This is a genomic window from Salinimicrobium catena (assembly GCF_900102915.1).
GTDB classification, from domain to species: Bacteria; Bacteroidota; Bacteroidia; order Flavobacteriales; family Flavobacteriaceae; genus Salinimicrobium; species Salinimicrobium catena.
Map to the genome: position 1 here is coordinate 1 of NZ_FNGG01000013.1, position 21,584 is coordinate 21,584.

General features: G+C 39.5%; 17 protein-coding genes. 1 reads left to right on the forward strand and 16 read right to left on the reverse strand.

Going from position 1 to position 21,584, the window contains the following annotated elements:
- A partial coding sequence (locus tag BLS64_RS14210) for an integrase core domain-containing protein (RefSeq protein WP_143019337.1) occupies positions 1 to 271 on the forward strand: 271 nt, incomplete at its 5' end.
- A gap of 121 nt (positions 272 to 392) precedes the next feature.
- Here the strand turns inward: BLS64_RS14210 and BLS64_RS14215 are convergent.
- From BLS64_RS14215 to BLS64_RS14290, 16 genes are all read right to left on the reverse strand, one after another.
- Positions 393 to 1,730: a capsule assembly Wzi family protein gene (locus BLS64_RS14215; RefSeq protein WP_093114401.1), complete on the reverse strand. Its 1,338-nt coding sequence runs from the start codon at positions 1,728 to 1,730 to the stop codon at positions 393 to 395.
- Positions 1,731 to 2,432: 702 nt separating this feature from the next.
- Positions 2,433 to 3,833: a capsule assembly Wzi family protein gene (locus BLS64_RS14220; protein WP_093114403.1), complete on the reverse strand. Its 1,401-nt coding sequence runs from the start codon at positions 3,831 to 3,833 to the stop codon at positions 2,433 to 2,435.
- Between the two features lie 860 nt (positions 3,834 to 4,693).
- Entirely contained in the window at positions 4,694 to 7,096 is a 2,403-nt protein-coding gene (locus BLS64_RS14225) for a GumC family protein (protein WP_093114404.1), read from the reverse strand.
- 4 nt (positions 7,097 to 7,100) lie between these two features.
- Complete coding sequence (locus BLS64_RS14230) at positions 7,101 to 7,886, reverse strand: polysaccharide biosynthesis/export family protein (RefSeq protein WP_093114406.1); 786 nt, start codon at positions 7,884 to 7,886, stop codon at positions 7,101 to 7,103.
- Positions 7,887 to 8,822: 936 nt separating this feature from the next.
- Positions 8,823 to 9,986: an MraY family glycosyltransferase gene (locus BLS64_RS14240; protein WP_093114409.1), complete on the reverse strand. Its 1,164-nt coding sequence runs from the start codon at positions 9,984 to 9,986 to the stop codon at positions 8,823 to 8,825.
- Between the two features lie 126 nt (positions 9,987 to 10,112).
- A complete protein-coding gene (locus BLS64_RS14245) occupies positions 10,113 to 11,243 on the reverse strand; it encodes a glycosyltransferase (protein WP_093114410.1) in 1,131 nt (376 codons plus the stop codon).
- 10 nt (positions 11,244 to 11,253) lie between these two features.
- The gene (locus BLS64_RS14250) at positions 11,254 to 12,591 is read right to left on the reverse strand and encodes an MATE family efflux transporter (protein WP_093114412.1); all 1,338 of its coding nucleotides are present in this window, start codon (positions 12,589 to 12,591) and stop codon (positions 11,254 to 11,256) included.
- Between the two features lie 61 nt (positions 12,592 to 12,652).
- Positions 12,653 to 13,156, reverse strand: a complete 504-nt coding sequence (locus tag BLS64_RS15445) for an acyltransferase (RefSeq protein ID WP_093114413.1) — start codon at positions 13,154 to 13,156, stop codon at positions 12,653 to 12,655.
- Positions 13,153 to 14,025 carry a phytanoyl-CoA dioxygenase family protein gene (locus tag BLS64_RS14260; protein ID WP_093114415.1) on the reverse strand — a complete coding sequence of 291 codons (873 nt, stop codon included), beginning with the start codon at positions 14,023 to 14,025 and terminating at the stop codon, positions 13,153 to 13,155. The genes BLS64_RS15445 and BLS64_RS14260 overlap by 4 nt, the downstream gene beginning before the upstream one ends.
- Positions 14,009 to 15,292, reverse strand: coding sequence for an O-antigen polymerase (locus BLS64_RS14265; protein WP_093114417.1), 1,284 nt, complete (start codon positions 15,290 to 15,292; stop codon positions 14,009 to 14,011). Before BLS64_RS14265 ends, BLS64_RS14260 begins: the two co-directional genes overlap by 17 nt.
- Positions 15,270 to 16,601 (reverse strand): capsular polysaccharide export protein, LipB/KpsS family, encoded by a 1,332-nt coding sequence (locus tag BLS64_RS14270; RefSeq protein WP_093114418.1) that lies wholly within the window; start codon positions 16,599 to 16,601, stop codon positions 15,270 to 15,272. The genes BLS64_RS14265 and BLS64_RS14270 overlap by 23 nt, the downstream gene beginning before the upstream one ends.
- Positions 16,602 to 16,603: 2 nt before the next feature.
- Positions 16,604 to 17,644, reverse strand: a complete 1,041-nt coding sequence (gene pseI / locus BLS64_RS14275) for a pseudaminic acid synthase (RefSeq protein WP_093114419.1) — start codon at positions 17,642 to 17,644, stop codon at positions 16,604 to 16,606.
- The gene (locus BLS64_RS14280) at positions 17,641 to 18,648 is read right to left on the reverse strand and encodes a GNAT family N-acetyltransferase (RefSeq protein WP_093114420.1); all 1,008 of its coding nucleotides are present in this window, start codon (positions 18,646 to 18,648) and stop codon (positions 17,641 to 17,643) included. Before BLS64_RS14280 ends, pseI begins: the two co-directional genes overlap by 4 nt.
- Positions 18,649 to 19,965, reverse strand: a complete 1,317-nt coding sequence (locus BLS64_RS15280) for an aminotransferase class III-fold pyridoxal phosphate-dependent enzyme (protein WP_218124616.1) — start codon at positions 19,963 to 19,965, stop codon at positions 18,649 to 18,651.
- The gene (locus tag BLS64_RS15285) at positions 19,958 to 20,725 is read right to left on the reverse strand and encodes a cytidylyltransferase domain-containing protein (protein WP_218124617.1); all 768 of its coding nucleotides are present in this window, start codon (positions 20,723 to 20,725) and stop codon (positions 19,958 to 19,960) included. The genes BLS64_RS15280 and BLS64_RS15285 overlap by 8 nt, the downstream gene beginning before the upstream one ends.
- The gene (locus BLS64_RS14290) at positions 20,713 to 21,582 is read right to left on the reverse strand and encodes an aldo/keto reductase (protein WP_093114421.1); all 870 of its coding nucleotides are present in this window, start codon (positions 21,580 to 21,582) and stop codon (positions 20,713 to 20,715) included. The genes BLS64_RS15285 and BLS64_RS14290 overlap by 13 nt, the downstream gene beginning before the upstream one ends.
- Positions 21,583 to 21,584: the final 2 nt, after the last annotated feature.

The following is a 21,584-nucleotide window of genomic DNA, read 5'->3' on the forward strand; positions in this document are numbered from 1 at the left end:
AGAATTTTTAAGCATTACCAGAGGATTATTACGAAATAGTATGTGTGATAATGTGTATGAAAATCCACATGCAGAAAGGATCAATGGGACCATAAAAAATAGCTACTTGAAAGGCTATAATCCCATTGATTTTAATAGTCTAAATAGAAAATTAAGTAAGGCTGTCTATATGTATAACCATGAAAAACCTCATAGCTCTATAAATCATTTTACTCCGGTAGAATATGAAATTAAAAAGAAAAAAGAATTAATAACTTTAAACTTCCATTAAATAGGATTCATAATCAACTTCGAAAATGGTCAACCCTATTTAGGACTCCACAAACCGACAACCGAGAACCGACAACCGACAACTGAGAACAGTCATCTGCCCACTCTCTACTCACTACTCCCTACTCAATTCTATATACTAAATGCAGCCCCGCTCCATATACCGGCGCCTTGTAGTTATCATACTCGGCCGCGAACTGCAGGTTTAATTCAACCTCTTTTTGCAGCAGTTTGACATCGTAGAGCGCGTAAAAAACATCCTGTTTAGGCTCAAATCTAACCGGTCGTGTCCCGTCATTCTGGGCGTAACTCAGGAGTAGACGGTACCGGTGATCCCCAAGTGTAGAAGAGAAGTTACCGCTAATTCCCAGATGGTGGGCGGTGAATTTGTTGTTGATCACCCTCGTTTCATTTTCATTAAGTGAAAAGAAAGGAGCACCTACAACGTTTCCAAAATAAGCCCATCCTCCGTAATTTCCGTTGAAGTAGTTATCGTTCTTATGGGGTCCGCTGGTTGTGTGGCTTTGATGATGGGTAGTATAAAATTCGTACATCAGGGAATTGACAAGGTGATCTTTCTGTGTACTTGTTACAAAGAGACCGTATCTACCATCTGGAGTGTTTCCTAATCTGCGACCGGAACCGTCTTCGAACAGGTGCTGGTAAAACAGTTCAAGTTCAAAAGTTGAGAACTGTTTATAAGCAGAAAGTTCATATCCACCCAAATGATTACCCAGGGCATTTTGTTGATCCCAGGCCCCTGCAGTTTCGCCACCCTGCATCCCGGTAATAATTCGAATGTAATCTTCAAGACTCTCAGGCTGTTCTCCTCCAAGATCATTGCTGCCTCCCCACTGAGCAAAATGCTGCAGTCCGGCCTTAAAAGTAAAATTACGGTTTGAGGTGCTATAGACGAAATGAAAGCTCTTGTGATGCAGTTTTACTTTTTCTAAAAAATCATCATCCATTAAATATTCTTCCCAGGCGGCTTCAAAGCCGAAGTTCTTAAACAGAAACACCGGACGGGTGGTTTGCAGTTGGAGTCCGGGCAGGGGTCGTGCATTTAGCGACCACAGGATGCTTTCATTCGAGGCGCTGAGTCCGTTGTAGGCCTCTGGGCGTTGTTTGCGGCCGACGGTAAATTCCAGCCAGTTTTTTTGATAAGTTAAATACAATTCATCGGTGAAGAAATCGTCAGAACTAGCATCTCTGCCCAGGAAGCCCGCGCCTGCTTCCAGTCTACCGGTGTTGCCAAGATCATAATAAGCTTTTCCGGAGACCCAGGAGGCGAAGTTGGTTTCCTTTTCTGTCCTTCCCCGCTGGTTATGATTCATCCAGAAGGGCAGGTGCTCCTCTTCGGTAGAGGCCATGCCCTGCAGGTTGAGCTCGGCATTCCAGGAGAATTGGGCGGTTACTGTTTGAAGGGAGAGTAGAAGTAGTAGGGTGATTAGGGGTTTCAATTGTTAATTGTTTAAATCGGTTGTCAGTTGTGGGTTGCCTGCCCACCGAAGCTTTTTAGAAGCGCAGGAGGGTCAGTTGTCGGTTTTTGGGTTGCGGGACAACTAGTATTTACCGTCTTTGCGAGCGAAATTCGTGAATATTTAATGATAAGTAATTTTGATTGAGCGCGGCAATCTGTTCTGGGTTTTGTCAGATTCCCTGTTTCTGGTTGCGAGTTTCGGGTACGGGCTGCTTATTTTTACCCCCAACCCTCCCTCAATAATTCGGGACAGGCTCTGAAACCTGCCTGCCGGTAGGCAGGGGGACTGTAAGTTTTGGTCTTTCAGGATGAGGTTCTAAGCAATTGAACTGAAAACAGTAAACCGAAAACGAGTTTTGCGCAAAGGCCGCAAAGCCGATTGCTATCGGATCGCAGAGAACGCTAAAATCTTTTTCTGCAGATCTCGGGACTTACTTCAGTCATCTCGACAGAGCTGCATTGAGCGGTAGCGAAAAGGAGCGACGAGAGATCTATAAAGGTTTAAGGTTTAATGTTCCAAGTTTAAAGTTCTAATTTTGGCGTTTTCTGTTTACCGTTTTGTGTTGTGAAGCTACTTAACATTAAAGACCGTCAACCCTATTCAGGACTCCACAAACCGACAACCGACAACTAAAAAAAGCAACAAAGGCTAACGGCAAACAGCCAACAGCCGATAAACTCGCTACTCAATACTATACACTAAATGCAACCCCGCACCTCCTGTAAAACCTTCTGATGAAAAATCTGCACTTAATTGAAGGTTTAAACGGAATGGAGATTGGATTATTTGTAAATCTAAATAGGAAGAAAGAATTTCAGAAGGAAGTATATATTTGCCAAGAGGATCGTCTGTGGTGAAGTAATCAACAATTTTGTTTCCCGCAATTCTTTTATGGCCGTAATTCTTCACATAAGCGGATAAAAATTGGAATGGAATTCTATCAAAAGCTAATCCTTCTATTCCTAGATGATGGGCTACGAAAATATTGTTGCCTATACGTACAAAACCTCGGCCATAATTTTCATCATAATAATTGATAAGAAAAAATGGAGCTCCTATCACCTGATTATTATAAGTCCAGCCGGAAACATAAACTCCGTTGTTGAAGTAGTTATCTGAAATATGTGCTCCAGAAGTGGTATGACTTTGGTGTTTTGTATAATAGAACTCGTATATTAAACTGTTGATCCACTGATCCTTTTCAATAAAATCTATGAAAATACCATATCTGCCATCGGGGGTATTCCCGAGTCTGGTACCGGAACCATCTTCGAAAAGATGATTGTACAATAATTCAATTTCGTAATTTGAAAACTTCTTGGTGATGAATAATTCGTAACCTCCAAGATGATTCCCTAATGCATTTTTTTGATCACCTCCTACTGCATTAGTACCTCCTTCTCGTCCGGTGAATATTCGTAGGTAGTCATTGATCCCTGTAGGTTGTTTTCCGAAGACGGGGGATTCTCCTCCCCACTGCACAAAATGTTGTATTCCGGCTTTAACCTGAAAATCCCTTACGGCTGAGCTGTAAACCAGGTGAAAGCTCTTGTGGTGCACACGTGCGTTGTCCACAAATCGTGTATCATCCATTAAGTGCTCTTCCCAGGCGGCTTCAAATCCGAAGTTCTTCAGCAAGAAAATCGGTCTGGTAGTTTCCAGTTGCAGTCCGGGCAGCGGACGAGCATTCAATGACCACAGGATGCTGCGGTTGGAAACACTGAGTCCGTTATAGATTTCCTCCTGCTGTTTCCTTCCGGCAGTAAAGGACCAGAATTTTGTTTCGTAATGGGCGTAGAGTTCATCGACAAACAAATTGTCCCCGCTTCCCTCACGGCCCAGGAATCCCGCACCGACTTCCAGTACGGAGTTGTTATTAAAGGTATACTGACTCCTTCCGGTGATCCATCCGGCAAAGTTTGAATCTTCCAAAATTCGTCCCCGCTGGTTGTGCACCATCCAGAAGGGTAGTTCATCTTCTGTGCCGGCCATGGTTTTCAGGTTGGCTTCCGCGTTCCAGGAGAATTGAGCGGTGGCTGTTTGAAGGGAGAGTAGAAGTAATAGGGTAATAAGGGGTCTCAATTGTTAATTGTTTAAATCGGTTGTCAGTTGTGGGTTCTCAGTTGTCGGTTTTTTGGTAGCGGGACAACTAGTATTTACCGTCTTTGCGAGCGAAATTCGTGAATATTTAATGATAAGTAATTTTGATTGAGCGCGGCAATCTGTTCTGGGTTTTGTCAGATTCCCTGTTTCTGGTTGCGAGTTTCGGGTACGGGCTGCTTATTTTAACCCCCAACCCTCCCTCAATACTTCGGGACAGGCTCTGAAGCCTGCCTGCCGGTAGGCAGGGGGACTGTAAGTTTTGGTCTTTCAGGATGAGGTTCTAATCACTTGAACTGAAAACAGTAAACCGAAAACGGATTTCACGCAAAGGCCGCAATAAGATAGTTATCGGAATCGCTAAGCGCACGAAGGAATTTCTCGCAGATTGTCGCAGACTTACTCCAGTCATCTCGACAGAGCAGCTTGAACCTTAGTGAAAGCTGCGACGAGAGATCTCATCTTGGTTACTCTTTCTCCTTGTTTCACACAAAGCTCACTAAGTCGAAAAAAAGAGCACAAAGAGATTAACCTTCAAACTTTTTTCTCCTCCTGAAGCGTCGGGATAGGGGCAAAACGGAAAATGATTTATCTCTGCCTGAGATCCCTCGTCGCCCTTACCACGGCTCTGTCGGGATGACAAAGAGCTCCAAACTGACAACAGAGAACTGACAACCGACCACTGTCCTCTGCCCACTAAAGAAGCATTCTGCTCAAAAGCGACTTCGACTATTCCTCCCTCCGGTCGGGCTCAGTCTGACAATCCGTTTTTAAAAACCGACCCACCTCCGCTAAAGCTGCGGCAGGCAAGCAACCGACAACCGACAACTCACAACTGAGAACTACCAAAACGCCGCCTTATCCTTGATCTTATCCCAGAAGCTAATTTGCTCCTCACCATAAGCGTAACCGTATTTGTTCCCGTAACCAAAGTTAGCGGTCTTTACATCATTGAGGACGAAACTCACATTCTTCAGCTTACCATCATTTCGGGAATCTACCGCGAACTGGATCAGTTTCTTTTCGGTGTAACCTGCGCGGGATACGTACAGGGTCAGGTCCGCGTAATGGTTGATCAGGAAGGTGTCGGTCACCAGTAGTGACGGCGCGGTATCTACCACCACGTAGTCGTACATGCTTTCCAGCTCCGCGAACAGCTCCGGGGTCTTTTTGCCTCTCCAAAGTTCGGAGGGGTTGGGAGGGATGGTACCCGAAGGCAGCATGTCCAGGTTGGGATGGAAAGCCGACTTGTTGATGAGATCTTTTAATTCCAGGTCGTTGTTCACCAGGTAATCACTTACCCCCTGGTACTGCCGTGCGTCGGTCTCGTAGCGTTGCAGCTGCGGATTCCGAAGGTCGGCGCCTACGATCAATACTTTTTTGCCGGTGTTCGCTAAAGTAAGAGCAAAGTTGTAGGCCACAAAGGTCTTTCCTTCTCCTTTGACAGTAGAGGTGACACAGATGGAATTTCCACCGTCTTTATCGGCAGCTCCCGCCAGCAGGTACTGTAAGTTGGTGTGCAGGATCCGGAAGGATTCTCCTAAAACCGAACGGTCATTTTCCAGCACCATCTCGCTGTCTTTTTTCCCGATGCTTGGGATCTCTCCCACGATAGGGATCTCCGTGGTGACCTCCTCAATATCAGCACGGCTCTGGATCTTGTTGTTGAGGAGTTGCTTCAGGTAGATGTAAAGGAAGGGGATCAGCAGTCCCAGGATAAGGGCAGCCAGTAAAATGATCTTTGGTTTCGGGGAAATGGGTTCATTCGTGCTGTAGGCCGCATCGACGATCTTTGCCTTTGGCGCGGTCACCGCTAAAGAAAGGGAGGTTTCCTCGCGTTTCTGCAACAGGAAGAGGTATAAAGCTTCTTTGATATTCTGCTGGCGTTCGATGTTCCTGAATTCTTTTTCCTTGGAGGGCACCGTGGCGATCTGCGCGTCTATCTTCGCCTCCTGGGCGTTCAGGTCATTGCGGGCGATCTGCAGGGAAGTGCGCAGGTTCTTAAGACTCTGCAGCACGTTCGCGCGAATTTGCGCGATCTGGTTGTTCAGGTTGACGATCACCGGGTTTCTTTCCGTAGAACCGGCCAGGATGCGGTCGCGCTCCAGCACCAGCTGATTGTAGGACTGGATGATCTCTACCACCCCTTCTTCTTTAAAACCAAGATTGGAAGGCAGTAGCCCGTCATCTTCCTTCAGGTAATCGATCATGGTGTTCGCCAGCTCCAGCTGGGTCTCCACCTCCAGTTGCCGGTTTCGGAAATCGCTAACATTCTCAATGAACAGCTCGGATTCAGCTTCGATATTGGTCAGTTTGTTCTCTTTTTTGAACTGTTCCTTCCCGGTCTCTACCGAATCAAGTTCCTCGGTGATAATAGCAAGACGGTCCTCGATGAAGTTCGCGGTGTTAAGGGAGACCAGGTTCTTGTCCTCGATGGCTTCCCGGTTGTACTGGTAGATGAGCTGGTCCAGCAGGGTCCTGGCTTTGGACGGCGACTGGTCTTCCAGGCTGAGTTCAATGAGGCTGGAGTTCTTATCGGTAAGGTTCACCTGCAACTTTTGGCGGTAGGCCGCAGCCATGGCGTCTACGGTGCTGAAGGTGACTTTAATTTGCCCCTTCTTAAGAGAACTTTCAATTTCTTCTACAGAATTAAAATTCGGCGTCACCGAAATTTCCGCATAGGGTAGGGTAAAGGCTTCCCCGAAATTCATTTTTTTCCGGAACTCTCCATCTTCGGTCTTTACCACATAAGTAGAATCTGAAAGGATCTCGAAGAATAGCGGTTCGGGATCGTCCTCCTCATAAATTTTCAGGAAGCGCTCGGTGTCAAAGGCTAAAAGTTGAACGTTGAATGGCCGGTCTTCAAATAATTCAGGAGTTCGAATCACTCCTTCCTGGAAATAGCGCACATGCAGGTGCAGCTCTTTGACCACATTGGTCATCAGCCGTTTGGAACGCAAAATACCGATCTCATTCTCGATGGAGTTGGTGCCCATTCCGGAGAACATGCCCATATCGGCAAAGGCAGCAAGTTCCGAAGCCATGCCGCCGCCTTTTTTCTCATCCTTGATGATGATGGTGGCCAGCGAGTTGTAGGTAGGGGTAGCGTAGCGCAGGTACACGAAAGCCCCTGCCAGGCACACCGCCACGCCAATGGCGAACAGCGGCCAGCGGCGCAGGTATTTTTGCAGTTCCTCCCGCAGGTCTAGTTCTTCTTCCTGGTGTGGATTAGGGACGTTTGCCATAACTTTATCTGATTATTACAATGATGAGTGAGATCAATACTGAGGCGATGGAGATGTAGACCGAGGCGTTACGGTTGTAACTGGCACCCTGCATCTGGGCAGAGTTGGGTTCTACATACACCACGTCGTTCTGTTGCAGGTAGTAGTAGGGGGAAGTGAGGAAATCACTTTGGGTGAGGTCCACGTATTTGTATTCTTTGGTATCGCCGGTTTCCCGCAGGATCATGACATTGTCCCTGCGCCCATAAATGGTAAGATCGCCCGCCAGGCCAAGGGCCTTGGTCAGGCTCAGGCGTTCATCGGGCACAGTATAGGTCCCCGGACGGTTAACTTCTCCCAGGACGGTCACCTGGAAGTTGATCAATTTTATATTGACAATAGGATCCTGCACATAGGCAGCGATCTGTTTTTTCAGTTTTTCGGTCAGTTGTTGGCGCGTTAATCCGGCGACATGAACCGTACCCAGCACCGGGAATTCGATGTTCCCGTCACTGTCCACTAGGTAACTCTGCAGTTGCATGTTTCCCGAAACACTGCCAGGTTCACCTACACGTGGAGCTGAGGTCACCGGCAGGTTGAACGGCTGTACTGCTTCTATGTTGGCTGCCGAAACAGTGATGGTCAACAGGTCATTTGGCTGTATCTCCAGTTCGGTCTTAGATTCATCCACTGCCGATTTCAGCTCTTCCATGTTCTGGAAGTAGGCCATTTTCTTTCGGGATACACAGGACCCCATTAGTAGTAGTGATAAGATTCCCAGGAGGATAGGTGAGGTAGATCTGGTTTTCATGATTGATTTTAAGAGGATGCGAATTTAGTATTTTATGATTTGGTTAACAACCTTTTGTTGGTGCATTAGTTGTTAAAGTCGGTTGGTTGTTACAAATTTTCTTGCAGTTGTCATTGCGAGCGAAAGTGGAATTACAATTTTTAAACTTGTTGTGTTGAGCGAAGCAATCTGTTTTTGGTTACCTGTTGCGGGTTCTTTTGTCACATTGAGCCCGAGTCCAGCGCACGAGGAAGGTCGAAATGCTTGTTTACCCAAATTTTGTGCGGAAGGTTATGTCTTCTTTCTATTTACCCCTAAATCCCCTAAAGGGGACTTTCTGAATATTTTCTTTATCAAAGAACGTCATTGCGAGCGAGCCACGTCTGTAGAAAGACTGGTATGAATTTGATCGAGCGCGGCAATCTGTTTCTATAATCACTCCGTTCTCCCTACGGTCGTTCATAATCCGCCATTGATTTAAATTGTTCTTTTTTGCTGTGCATTCCTCTCACTCCGTTCGTCGGATGCAGGCAAAAGAACCAAAAAACGCTAGGCTTCAGTTTCTTTTTCACCCATTACGGTTCGAAGCTAAAAAAATTGCACTCTCCCGATAGCCATCGGGATCAGACAGCAATTTTTTCTGACGCCTTCTTCACCTATGGGGCCCGAAGTCGAAACTGAGGCCATTTGAAATTCTGCTTCAAAGCTTTTCTAAATTCCTTTATAAAAACCAAAAAGGTGAACAGCAAACCGAAAACAGACTCGTTTGTCATCTCGACAGAGCTGATGCGACCGGAAGGGAGAAGCAGCGACGAGAGGTCTCTTTTTTAAAGTGATGCTGTGACGAGGTGATGAAGTGATCATGGTAGATATTTGAGATACAGAAAAGAATTTTACCAATTAACCATTCCCCATTCCCCATTCCCCATTCCCCATTCCCCATTCCCCAATCCCATACTACACTTTAACCTCCTCAGCAACATCCGACCCCACAGAAGCATGCGCTGAACTCGCTTTCGCTCTCCCAATCGCCTTTAATTTAGCGAACAGTAAAAAAGCGGCAGCATACATGAACACCACCAGAAACAACAGCCACAGCTGATCAAGTTTATTGGAAAAGTAGAGGTAGATGCTAATTATTAACAGGTTCAACAAGCCGAAACAAGCACTTGCTTTGAAATGGGAAAGGCCAAGATCTAAAAGCACATGATGGGCGTGGTTGCGGTCTGCGGAAAAGGGGCTGGTGCCGTTGATCTTGCGAATGATGATCACCCGCAGGGTATCGAATACAGGAATGAATAGAACGCAGCCAAGGAATAATAAACGATTTCCGGGATCATAGCCTTGGGTCATAAGCGGCACATTTGGCTCCATCACCAGGTGACGGATGCTCAAGAAGGCCAGAAGCAGGCCAATGATCAGGCTGCCGGAATCTCCCATGAACATTTTCTTACGCCTTCCGAAATTGTAGCGTAAAAAGGCTGTTAATACCCCTGCTACACTCAAACTTACCAACACATAATACGGCTGCCCGGTACCGTAGAAAACCCAGGCATAGACCCCGCTGATGATGATGCCCGTTATTGCTCCCAGCCCGTCGATCCCGTCAATCAGGTTATAGGCGTTTATCAAAGCGATGACAAAAAATCCTTTCAGAAAAATACCGATCAGCGGATGGATCTCATGGATCCCCAGAAATCCGTACAGGTTTGTCAGATCTAGCTCCGGAGAGAAAATTACAAAGAGTGCCGCCGTGATCTGCCCTACCAGCTTCACCTTCGCGGTAGAGATCACCAGGTCATCTTTAAGCCCTACCATAAAAAGTATGGTGATGGCCGCGATGAGATGGTTCCCTACGAAAGTAAGCCGCATGCTCTGCAAAATGGACAGTACCAGGATTAAGGTGATGTAAAAGGCCACTCCCCCAAAAGAAGGTATCGCCGTGGAGTGGGCGCTGCGTTCATTCACACTTGCCATTAAATTTCGTTCTTTACTTACCCATAATACCTTAGGGATAAGATAAAATGTAACGGCAAAAGTTCCGAGGAAGACGCAGGCCATGAACAGCTCGTAGTTGGCGCGGAAGAATTCCAGGATGATCTGCTGGTCAAGGATGTTCATTGGAAATGACTGAAGTTTTTTTAAAAATATTATTTTGGAAGGATAGGGGAAGGGGGAATTTTTGTTGTGTTTTTAGAATTACCTTTTTTATCGGATTAATTATAAAGGTAAGCAGAAATTGTTTTTTTATTTATTGTCATTCTTCAAGTTTTTGTATAATTCAATGAAGCTACTCACCATCTTCTCCTTAGTAAATAATTTTTCATATCTGTTCTTAGCCCCAATAGATAAATCGGCATATAATTTTTTGTTATTAGTCAAAAGGTTTATAGCTGTTGCCAAAGCTATCGGGTTTTTTGGAGGAACCACTAGTCCTGATATCCCATTTTGGTTTACCCACGGTACCCCAGAGCCTTTAATATTTGTTGATACAACAGGTTTTCCATAAGCCATGGCCTCTATTTGAGATACTCCAAAAGCTTCCGATTTTTCTGTTGAGGGAAAACAAAATATATCACATTGTGTAAAATAGTCCGGTAACTCTTCATCGCTAATTCTTCCTACCAAAAAAACTTTTTCCTGAAGATGATGGGTGTCTATAAATCTTTGTAAGTTCTGCCGTAAAGGACCTGTTCCTCCAATAATTATTATAGCTTCATCATTGATTTGTTGTGCGGCTTCCAAGAGATATGAAAAGCCTTTATAATATACCAGTCGACCAAGAGCAAATATTATTTTTTTATTCGATTTACCTGCTATTATTTTAGTTAAGGTGTTGCTTTTATATTTATTTTCTGCTGGGGTAATTCCAATTGGTATATTTTTTATTTTAGATTGAAACTTTTGAAGATCTATTGATTCTTTTCCATAATTAGCTGATGTAGTAACAATTGAATCGGCTTTTTTAAGAACCATATTTTGAATTGGTTTGTAGAAAAACTTTAAAACCTTTTGTTTAACTATATCAGAGTGCCAGTGAAGGACTAATTTAAATTTCCTTTTCGAAATTAAAATAAAAGGAAGTGTAGCCAAGGGATTAGGCAAATGTAAATGGACAATGTCATAGTTATCCGCGCACTGAAAAATTTTTTTCAGATAAGAAATAGAAATTGGTTGAGATGAGATAGTAATATTTTTTTGAGCTCTAAAAAGATATGTTTTAGAAGAATCAGAAGAAAATTTTTCTTTTCTGTGATTAACGACCAAAACATCGGTTTTTATGTTTTGCTTATGTAGACCTTCTACAAGGTCGTAATTAACTGTTTCTATTCCGCCAAGGAATGGGGGGTAAAATTTCCCAATATGTAAAATTTTCAATCGTAAAATTCTAGAGGATTAATGATGTGAAAAAGAAAAAAAAACCAATTATACTTTGAGTTATCAGGGACTTTTTATATACAATTGCATTTTTCCAAAGAATGAATTGTTGACCAAAAAAAAGTAGGAAAATGATTAAAGTATTCATCCAAACAAGATTTTCTAGGGTTATTAGATTTAGTAACTCCAGTAAGCTAAACCCTAAAAAAAGTAAAAAAAGGAATCCTGCTAAAAGAACTAGAAATGATTTCATCTGATTTTCCCGCTGGAGAATAGGTTCGAATAATGAAGTATTTATCCAAAAGACAATTTGAAAAAAGCAAATAAGAAATAGTCCGGAATATTTTTCATATGTATTATCAAATTGAGGGAAATTATTTTGTAACAGGACTGGAAGGATCCAATAAATCAGGATACTTAATAAAAATAAAAAGGTCATTGCAGAGCTATAATATTTATCCAGAACCTTGTGACTACTGACAAACATTCTTTTTAACAGTAAGATGCCAATTACCCTAGAAAAAATCAGCACAAAAGATGCTAGCCGAAAATAGAATGAATAAATCCCCACCTTTTCTAGGGTTGAAAAATGCTCTATAAATAAACGCGTACTACTTGTTATTAGAACCAATAGGGGGCCAGCTAAAACAATCAATCCTCCAAATTTGTATATTTCGTGAAATTCAGATCGATTTATTTTAAGCACTCCTTTAATGTGTCTCCAATGGTAAAAGAGGCTAAGTAATAGTAAAAATACTAAAATGGACGAAAACCAAATTTCCATTGAAAAAGTGAAAATATGGAAGAAGGAAAAAACTAAAACAATAGACAAAACTATATAAACGGAAGAATCAATAATAACGGCAGTTTTATTCCTACTCGAAAATTTTAACACCGCTGATAAAAACATTTGTTCAGCAAAGGCTGTTCCTATAAGTATTGCACCAAAATATATATTGTTCAATAAGCCAGGAAATAATACGGCTGCTATAAATAATGCTAAAGTGATTATGATAAAGTGAAGGTGAAAAACTGGTTGGAGTTCAAGACGTTTTTGTTTAAAGATAAAGAACGCATAGGCCCCGGCTAATCCCATAGAAAAAACACCGGCAACTGTTTGGCCTAGATTCAGAGAATATTCGAAGATTCCGAATTTATTAACGGAATTAACTACCTCATTAACTCCTAAAGGAGCGAAATAAACTAAGGATTTAACAAAGCCAAAAACAAGAAACAGAAGAAAAACCTGTTTTAATAGGATGCTTTTATTACGTAATCTAGGAAAAATTTTCTTTGTAAGATATAGAAAAATTAATGATACATTATTTTTAACCATTCCTAATTTCATAAGCCGTAGTAAAATTTAATTTTCACAACTTGAAAAATGAGTGAATTTATAAAAGGCTATACTATTTTAGATTCCGATTTCCTAAACCTACAATAATGGAGTTTGCGGGAATATCTTTTGTGACAACCACTCCGGCACCGATGATAGAATTTTTTCCTATTGTAATTCCACTTAAAACAGAACTATTTGTTCCAATCCAGACCCCATCTTCAATAAAAATGGGTTTTGCTATATGGTGGTTATAGGGAGGTCCTTCTGCTAAATCCAAACCTGCTGTTTCTATTGTAACAAACTTTGATAAAACAACATTTCTTCCAATAGTTATTCCTCCTTTTCCTCCCAAGGTGCAATTTTTTCCTATTCTTGTATCTTTACCGACTTTTATGTTTTCACCATATTTTATTTCTGTCGTAAAATGACAAATACTGTTTGAACACTCATGTACTAAGGCACGATATTTTATGTTTGACCATATGCGTTCCAAAAAACCTATAGTGTATAAAATTAATTTGCTAACGGGGCGAATTAACTGAGAAGAGCTAAAAATCTGTAATAATCGTTTCAATTTTTTAATAATAATCTATTAATATATGAGTTATAGTTATTCGAAATTTTAACAGGTTTGTAGTTTTCAATTCCAACAGGATTAATAGAATATTGGATTTGTAATAATAATCTGTCATTTTCAATAGGTAAAGTCCCTTTATGAAAACCATAAGTATCTACCAAAAAACAACTCCCTTTAGGTCGGGTAAAGCTAATTATATTGTCTTCACCAAATTGCTCAATAACTTCTGAATCTTGGTACCTTCTAATTGTGGTAAGTTTATTTGTAGAAGAGGAGCCCTTCACATAAGTATGTGGACCATCATTAGTGCCCACATCGGTTAAATAAATGAACAATTTGCAAAACTTTAAATCATCAACATCTCTGTGAAATAATTGAGCATCTTTGGCCTGTTCTTTTCCAGCTTTCGACCACCACATATTTACATTACTTATAGTAGGGGTACATCCCAAAAAATCCTGAACAATTCTTAAAATTCCTGGATCATTTGCAATATTCATTATCTCAGTGCATTTTATGAGATCTTGCCGGCTGAAATTTGCAACATGTGTTTTATTAGGGATAGTTGAAAATTCAAAATGTCCTAGTTTGCGGTCGAAGGGATCGAACAGTGGGAGTTTTGAGGAATAGTCTTTAATTTCTTTTAAATCCTTAGGGTCAAGCAGGTGATCCAATTCTACATAGCCGTCTTTAGATAGAATATTTGTAAACTCAGATTCATTATTCTGATCTACAAATTTTGACAGGCCAGTGATTTTAATTTTACCTTTTTTATGGGCCTGAATTTTCGTTATAGAGGTTCTTAATCCATAAGATTTGATGGTCCTTTGGCCGTAAAAAAATATTTTTTTAGAAAAGTTTTTCATATTTATAAAATCTGTTAGATATAATTGAGAAAATTAAAAGACTCGTAAGAATAAAGATTCCTCCTGCACCGTTTACAAAATTGAAAACTGGGGCAAACATAAGAACGATGAAAAAATAAAATAGCATTATAATAGCCCAATCGCTTCCTTTTTTAGATTTTTCATAAATATTTCTAGTGACTTTCCCAAATAATAACATAAATACGATAGTAAGCCACCCAAAATCGAGATATAAAGGACCAAAAAAAGTAGTATAGACACCTTCTCTAGGGGCTAACTTTTGAAGTTTTTCTTGATCAAAATTGGTTCCCATGATTTTAGAGAAAAATCTGTCATACACAGCAAATGTATATCCCCCTAATGAGTGTTCTTTGTGAAAGTTATCATATAAATAAGAAAATTCAATCATTCCGTGGGTAAAGTACTGGATAGTAGTTATATAAGTAAATGAAATTGTTTGGGAAATCGAATTCATATTACGGAAGTTATTTTTGAATTCTTTATTAGATGTTAGGGTATAATTAACATTAGACTCGTTTAAAACAATTTCATAAGTTTTATTCCCTGCGAACTCCCTAGTTCTTTCTAAAAAAATAAAATTCATTAAAAATAAGAAAGCAAGAAACGCAAATAGGACGATTATTGATTTTCGGAAAGTGAATCGAATTTTTTTAAAAAAGGCCATATAAAGGCCAAATAAAATAAAAAGAATAAATAAAATTGACCTCGACCCTAATAGAATAGCATCAAAGATTTGGGCAAAAAATAAAAGGAAAATAGCTCCTTTATAAAATCTATTAAATTTCAGGTTATATTTTAGGAGTAGAAACAATGGAATTATTCCTAAAGGTGAAAGAACTGCACTAAAAATAGCAAACGCATTTCCGCCTGCCCCTTCCATTAATTCACGATTATCGAAATAACCTGCTCCAATTGTAATTCCTCTTATAAAGAAACGGTCAAAAATTTTAACTGTGAGACCTAAAAGGGCTAAATTAAAAATGATTCTAAAAAGCTTTATTAAATGTTTATTACTTTTTGGAATTATGTAAAAATTAGTTTTGTTTTTATATAATAAAGTTCCAAAAATAAAAGCAAGAATGTTTAAAAATAATAAAATATAAGCATCAAAATTTAATTTAATCTGAACTGACAATGGTGAAGTAATGAATAAGGCAATCCAAGTTAAGAAAGCTAGTAATATAACTTTGATAGGATGAATCTTCTTGAGAAAATCAATATTATTATAATGTGGAAACACGATCATTAACTACTTTTGAATAAGCATTTTTTAAGTTCAGTAAATTTTCTGGATCATCTAAATATCTTTTGTTATGGAGCCCATCACCATTAGTACCTTGAAAACTGGTAGAAATTAATTGATTCAAAAATGATATTTTGTCATCCTCCTCAAGTTGGGGGAATTTACTTGTTTTCACAAGATCTATGGCATAATTTATATTTATTTCCTTCTCTTTGGTAAGGCAATTTTTTTGAAATCTTTGAATTCCCTGACCCAACAAAAAGACCGGTTTATTATCAAAAATACACTCGATTGAAATTGTGCCAGTAACGGTGACTACTAGATCAATATGTTCCCACACTTCGTCCATTTTACAGGAATGTTTTAAGGGAATAACTCTATCTGGATTGTCTTGGATAAATTTTATTACTTCTGGACAAATTTCATATTTCGATTTAGGATTAGGTTTGATAATTAACTTTTCATCTTCCCCTAAATTATCTAATATATCCTGGAGGACTTTAGCTTGATTATTAAAAGGGAACCCCCAGACATCAATATTCGCTTCTGGCTGCATTTGCATAGGATACATTACATAAAATTCTTTTTTCAAAGCCCCAATTCCTACTGCAAGTTCTTCCCATTCCTTAATTAATTGAGAATAAAATCTGTTGATTTTCCATTTTCTGAAAGGGGATGGGGTGTTGTATTTTTCTCCTAAATAGTATCCGAAGGTTAAACGAATTTTATCTTTAATTAGATCAATTTTGGATGGTTTGAACTTCGAAACTTCCATGTAGTCGGGTAATGCTAGTCGTTTTCCTATCTTAAAAGCTGTTTCTTTTGCTTCTTTTTCCGGCAGTTTTTCATTTGAAGAACCATAAGGTTCCAGAGTATCATATTTGTAAAAGGAAAACCTATTTTTGGGATATCTGCAGGAAGAAGGATGTAAATAAAGAATACCTCTTTTTTTACATCCTTTTATTACTAATAATTCATGGAAAAGAGTTGATTCTCCAAAAACCAGGTCAGGTTTCAGTTCATCTAATTTTTTTTCGATTTCATTTTCATACCAAAATATAAAATCATCTTTTTTTATTCCAAAATAGTTTAAGCCTCGATTCCCTTTTATTATTTTGTTGAGGGACCGTGTGTAAAACTTCTTCTTTTTAAACTTTTTGGGAAAAGGTAGTATATGAACTTCCCCAAAAGAAGGTTTGAAAATTGGGTTTTGTACTATCCATTGTACTTTATGTCCGTCTTTTTCATATTCTCTTCCAATCGACTCCCAAAGGGAAGTTTTATAGCGATTTTCAATAAATAAAATAGTCATAACTATTCAGCTATAAGTGAGAAATCCATTCTCGTACCTTTTTCAATAGAAATGTTTGCATGTTTTCCCAGAATTTGCGGAAGATATTTCGGATGCATTCCGAATCCCGGCCTAATACTTTTTACTTTTTCGTCAGTAATCACTTCTCCTTCCTTAATATCTTCAACCACATAAAGTGACCTGCTAAAATCCTTTCCTTTTTTTTGTTTTTCAGAGAGTGTATAATCCACTTTTCCGATAGCTTTTTCTGCTTCCCTAACGGCTTTGACCATTTCAGAAAACTCCTGTTCATCCATCGAGAAGGAGGCATCAGGTCCTCCCACAGATTTATTCAGAATAAAATGTTTTTCTATAATTTTGGCGCCTAAACATGTTGCAACTATTGGAACAGTAGAACCAATTGTATGATCTGATAATCCGGAAATTACATTATAACGATCAGCCAGATCCTTAACCATTACCATATTTGCTTCTTCAATTGGAGCAGGATATGATGAGGTACATTTTAATAGGGCAATTTCATGGTTCCCCATACGACGACAAGCATCTAAGGCTAACTCGATGTCATTTTGATCAGCAATTCCAGTGGAAATGATTATTGGCTTTCCTTTAGATGCTGCATATTCAATTAATGGGATATCCGTAATTTCAAAGGAGGCAATTTTATAGGCTGGAGTGTTCAATTCTTCTAAAAAATCTACCGATGTTTTGTCAAAGGGGGATGAAAAACAAATTAATCCTTCCTCCTGTGCAGCTTCAAAAAGTGCCTGGTGCCATTCCCATGGAGTATAAGCTTCCTTATACAAATCGTAAAGATTTCTCCCTTCCCAAATGGTTCCTTTAATAAGGAAATCATCCTTTTGAGAATCAATGGTAATGGTGTCTGGAGTATATGTCTGCAATTTGATGCAATCTGCCCCCGCTCGTTTTGCCGCCTTGATCGTTTCCAAAGCAGTATCTAGATTCCCGTTATGATTGGCAGAAAGCTCTGCTATAATAAAAACCGACTCTTCTCCTCCTATCGTTCTATTTCCTATTTTCATTTCAGCGTTTTTTCAAATTTAAATTCCGATGATTCTTTAACAGCCTTCTTATAATCAAGCTTTTCAAAAATCTTTATTGAAGCTATATTATCAGGTAATACCCACCCATAAACTTTTTTAACTAATGGTCTATTGATCTTAAGGAAATTCACTCCTTCTTCCAATAAATAGGTTCCTAATCCTTTGCCAGTAAAGTTTGGGTCCAACAAATAATTAATTTTGGCCAATTGTTCATTATCAAAATCGAATCTAATAGACCCTGCTGCCACCCCGTTCACTTCTAATATGTAATATTCCCTGCCCGGGTTTTCGAGAGTATTGAAAAACCAGACTGCATGATCTTGAAGAGTTACTGAGTCCTTATTAAAAGAATACATTCTAATATTTGGATCATTGATCCATGAATATGTTTTTTGCAAATCAAAAGTATTTACTTTTCGAATTTTCGGTTCATTATTCAATTTTGAATGAATCTTCACATCTATGAATTTATTCTCAAAACAGCAATGTTCTTTTAGCACTGAATCAAGTCCAAAACCTGCTTTTTCTAATGCAACATATAATCTGGGTCTGAGATCAAATGCATAGGTATATATCTTATGTAAATTCAAATCTTCCCAAGCCACCTTTTCTAACAAGGTTAAATAATTAGTCCAATGAAATTCGAAATGTTCTTTCTCTAAACTTGTATCCATGATAAAAGAAATTTCAGCATTCTTGTCTATCCAGTTAATATGAACCAGTCCCCCGTACCCAATGCATTTATCATCCTCTAAATAGGAAAACAAAATTTGGGATGGCTCCTTCTTTTCAAAAAGATCTGAAATAACCGTATCAAAATAGGTATCCTGGTTTTCTCTTGTCAAAGGTTTAACCTGTCGCAAATGATACATTTGGTCATTGCGCCAGTTCATAATCTCATAGCGATCCTCCATTCTAATTGGGACTATAGAGTATCTTCCTTCAGAAATGGATTGCATTTTCAGGGCCCTATAGAATTGCATTTAATTCAACCTTTTAAATCCGGAATGACACACAGGACCTTCCAGTAAATTCTCTATCTTTAATTCCCCTCTTTCACATTTACTGATCCTATCGAATACCTCATTTAAATTTTCAAAATATGCACTCAAATGCTTTTCTTCATGAGCAACACTGGCATAGAACAAGGTGCTGGCAAGAAATCCTTTTTTAAGCATTTCCTGAGTTACATAAGTTTTATAATATAATGTCTTATCACTATTGAAGGAGTACGTGCTTAAGGCGGGAATTCCCGAAATACTGATGGATACGTCATTTTCTTCCGCGAGCTTTTTCCAACCCTTCTGCATGTTTTTTCCTGTTTCAGTAATAATTTCCCATGACCGGATCTTTTCCATTTCATCCAGGGTAGCAAGTGCTGCCACAGAACCAATTCTTTCTGTCCAGAAAGTACTGCTAATAAAAGTGGTTTGAGCAGCTTCCATCACAGATTGTTTTCCAACGACCGCGGTAAGTGCGTATCCATTACCAATAGTTTTGCCATACATGATCATGTCTGGCTCCACATCATATTTTTGATATATCCCTCCGAAAGTTTCACGAAATCCTGAAGTACATTCATCAAAAATCAAAACTATTCCACGATCTGTGGCAAGTTTTCTGACCTTTTTCAAAAAGTCATTTTCCGGTCCAAAATTTCGTACCACCTCCATTTTTATCACTCCTATATTCTCGGCATTCACAATGGACTCTAATTCTTCATAATTGTTATATGAAAATGGGTATACGGTATTTTTTAAATCCTTTGGAACCCCCTTAGGGCTTAGACCTGGAATTAAATGATTAGACAGATCATCTCCACCATTATGATTAGCCGAAAGATACCAATCATGCCAGCCATGGTAACCACAAATAGCGACCTTATCTTTTCCAGAAGCTGCTCTGGCGATTCGAATTGCAATTGAGTTAGCCTCTCCTCCTGTTCTGGCAAAACGAACCATATCCGCCCATGGGTTTAATTCAATTAACCTCTCAGCCAGCAGAACTTCTTCTGGACAGTTAAGTGTAGACATATTCCCTTTACGAACAGCTTCCATAACAGCAGCATCCACTTTCTCGTTTCCATAACCAAGCGTGTTGGTTCCAATTCCCATTATCGACATATCGATAAGCTCCCTACCGTCAAGATCCCTTACCATACAACCCTTTGCCTCATCATAATAAGATGGCCACTCATCGGGAAGGAACATTTCGGGGCGCTTTGACAAAAGCATTGTCCCTCCCGGGATTAGCTTTTTAGCTTTTTCATAAAGCTCCTGTCCAGTTCTTAATTTAGTCATTTAATAAAGATTTTATATAGCCTTCGTTTCTTTGAATATTCTGATTTGAAAATTGAGAAGAATTCTCGACAATGTACCTTGTATAGGTTTTCCAGTTCTCATCTGGGCCCAGGGCTTTTAGCAAAATTCTAATAGTTTCAAGGTCAACCGGTTCATCAACGGTCATGCGGATATCACTGTAGTTGCCCGGAACAGCGTAGTTATCAGACCTGAACATCTCTTCATTAAAATAAGATGAATTCTTCCGGATAAAAGGCGTAACATGTTCCCTGTCTGAATTTAACCGGGCACCCTTCCATGCTTTCTCCAGAGCAGAAAACTTAAACACTTCGATGTCCTGACCATCTGGAAATTCCTGTTTTAAAACATTCGAACCATAATCCAGATCGTTTGCAACAGTCATTTCAACAACATCATCGATCAAAGTTGGATCTATCAGTGGACAATCTGATGTTACTCGCACCACATAATCCGGATTTGGATTGAAACCGGATGCAGCCTTGTAAAATCTATCGAGTACGTCTGTAGTAGACCCTTGATATACCCGTACATTCATAAAATCGGCAATATTGATTATTTGTTCTACTCCCTCTTCTTTTGTGGTAGCTACCGTAATGTTATCTCCATAACGCGACCTCTTAAGACGATATAAATGCAACCCCAGCATGGTATGCCCATTGACTTTTTGAAGGACTTTCTCAGGAAATCTACTGCTTCCTATCCTCGCTTGTGTGATAATATTTACTTTTATATCTGCCATTCTGAAGGGTTTAAAAGAAAGGGGTCTTTAACCTTAATGTTATCGATTTCATTCAAAATTGCCTCTGGAATCATATTCTCTGCCCAATATATATTTTGCTCTAATTGTTTAACCGAATCTACTCCAAAAAGAACTGCATCAACATATTCCTTATTTACAACATATTGCATTGCCAAATGACCTTTTTCCAGGTTATAGTCAAGAGCTAAATTCTTGATTTGTTCCAAATAGGGTTTCAAAGGTTTTAAATTACCGGGCAGATTTTTTTCATCCATAAAAAATAAACCTTGCAGAAAGCAGGAGCGGGTATGAATTTCCTTTCCTGTCTCTTTTAACTCCCTTAATTTCTGCCCTCTTTGTTGTTCATTGTCCAGCATATTAAAGGGCAATTGTATTACATCTACCTCATCTTCATCTTTCAAGGCCATTACCTCCCTGTTGGTATAGACTGAAACTCCCAATTTTTTGTACAACTTGTCTTTGGTGTTTATTATATCCTTCAAGTTGTCTTTGTTTTCCTGATAGGCATCAAAAGAATGAAACATAATAGTTTCCAGTCTTTCTAATTTTAGTTTTCCCAGACTTCGATTAAGAGATAATGCCCAGTTATCCTCAGAATTTTTACTGAACTTTGAAATTATTTTAAAACCTTTATCATGTTTCTGGTGATAAGAGCCAATTCTGCGCTCTGCCTCGCCATATGCTGCTGCTGTGTCGAGGGTTTCAATTCCCATTATGGCAGCCCTGTTTAAAATTTCATATACTTCAGCTTCGGGAAGTAAACCTGTTTGATTATTTATCCCGTATGGCAAACCAAATTGGACTGTTCCCAGAACTAATCTTTTACTCGTATTCATAA

Excerpts from the sequence above, each read along its gene's own strand:
- BLS64_RS14230 (WP_093114406.1), bottom strand. The coding sequence starts at position 7,886 with ATGAAAACCAGATCTACCTCACCTATCCTCCTGGGAATCTTATCACTA.
- BLS64_RS15285 (WP_218124617.1), bottom strand. The coding sequence starts at position 20,725 with ATGGCAGATATAAAAGTAAATATTATCACACAAGCGAGGATAGGAAGC.
- BLS64_RS14270 (WP_093114418.1), bottom strand. The coding sequence starts at position 16,601 with ATGACTATTTTATTTATTGAAAATCGCTATAAAACTTCCCTTTGGGAG.
- BLS64_RS14265 (WP_093114417.1), bottom strand. The coding sequence starts at position 15,292 with ATGATCGTGTTTCCACATTATAATAATATTGATTTTCTCAAGAAGATT.
- BLS64_RS15280 (WP_218124616.1), bottom strand. The coding sequence starts at position 19,965 with ATGACTAAATTAAGAACTGGACAGGAGCTTTATGAAAAAGCTAAAAAG.
- BLS64_RS14280 (WP_093114420.1), bottom strand. The coding sequence starts at position 18,648 with ATGCAATTCTATAGGGCCCTGAAAATGCAATCCATTTCTGAAGGAAGA.
- BLS64_RS14225 (WP_093114404.1), bottom strand. The coding sequence starts at position 7,096 with ATGGCAAACGTCCCTAATCCACACCAGGAAGAAGAACTAGACCTGCGG.
- BLS64_RS14260 (WP_093114415.1), bottom strand. The coding sequence starts at position 14,025 with ATGAAAAACTTTTCTAAAAAAATATTTTTTTACGGCCAAAGGACCATC.
- pseI (WP_093114419.1), bottom strand. The coding sequence starts at position 17,644 with ATGAAAATAGGAAATAGAACGATAGGAGGAGAAGAGTCGGTTTTTATT.
- BLS64_RS14290 (WP_093114421.1), bottom strand. The coding sequence starts at position 21,582 with ATGAATACGAGTAAAAGATTAGTTCTGGGAACAGTCCAATTTGGTTTG.
- BLS64_RS14240 (WP_093114409.1), bottom strand. The coding sequence starts at position 9,986 with ATGAACATCCTTGACCAGCAGATCATCCTGGAATTCTTCCGCGCCAAC.
- BLS64_RS14250 (WP_093114412.1), bottom strand. The coding sequence starts at position 12,591 with ATGAAATTAGGAATGGTTAAAAATAATGTATCATTAATTTTTCTATAT.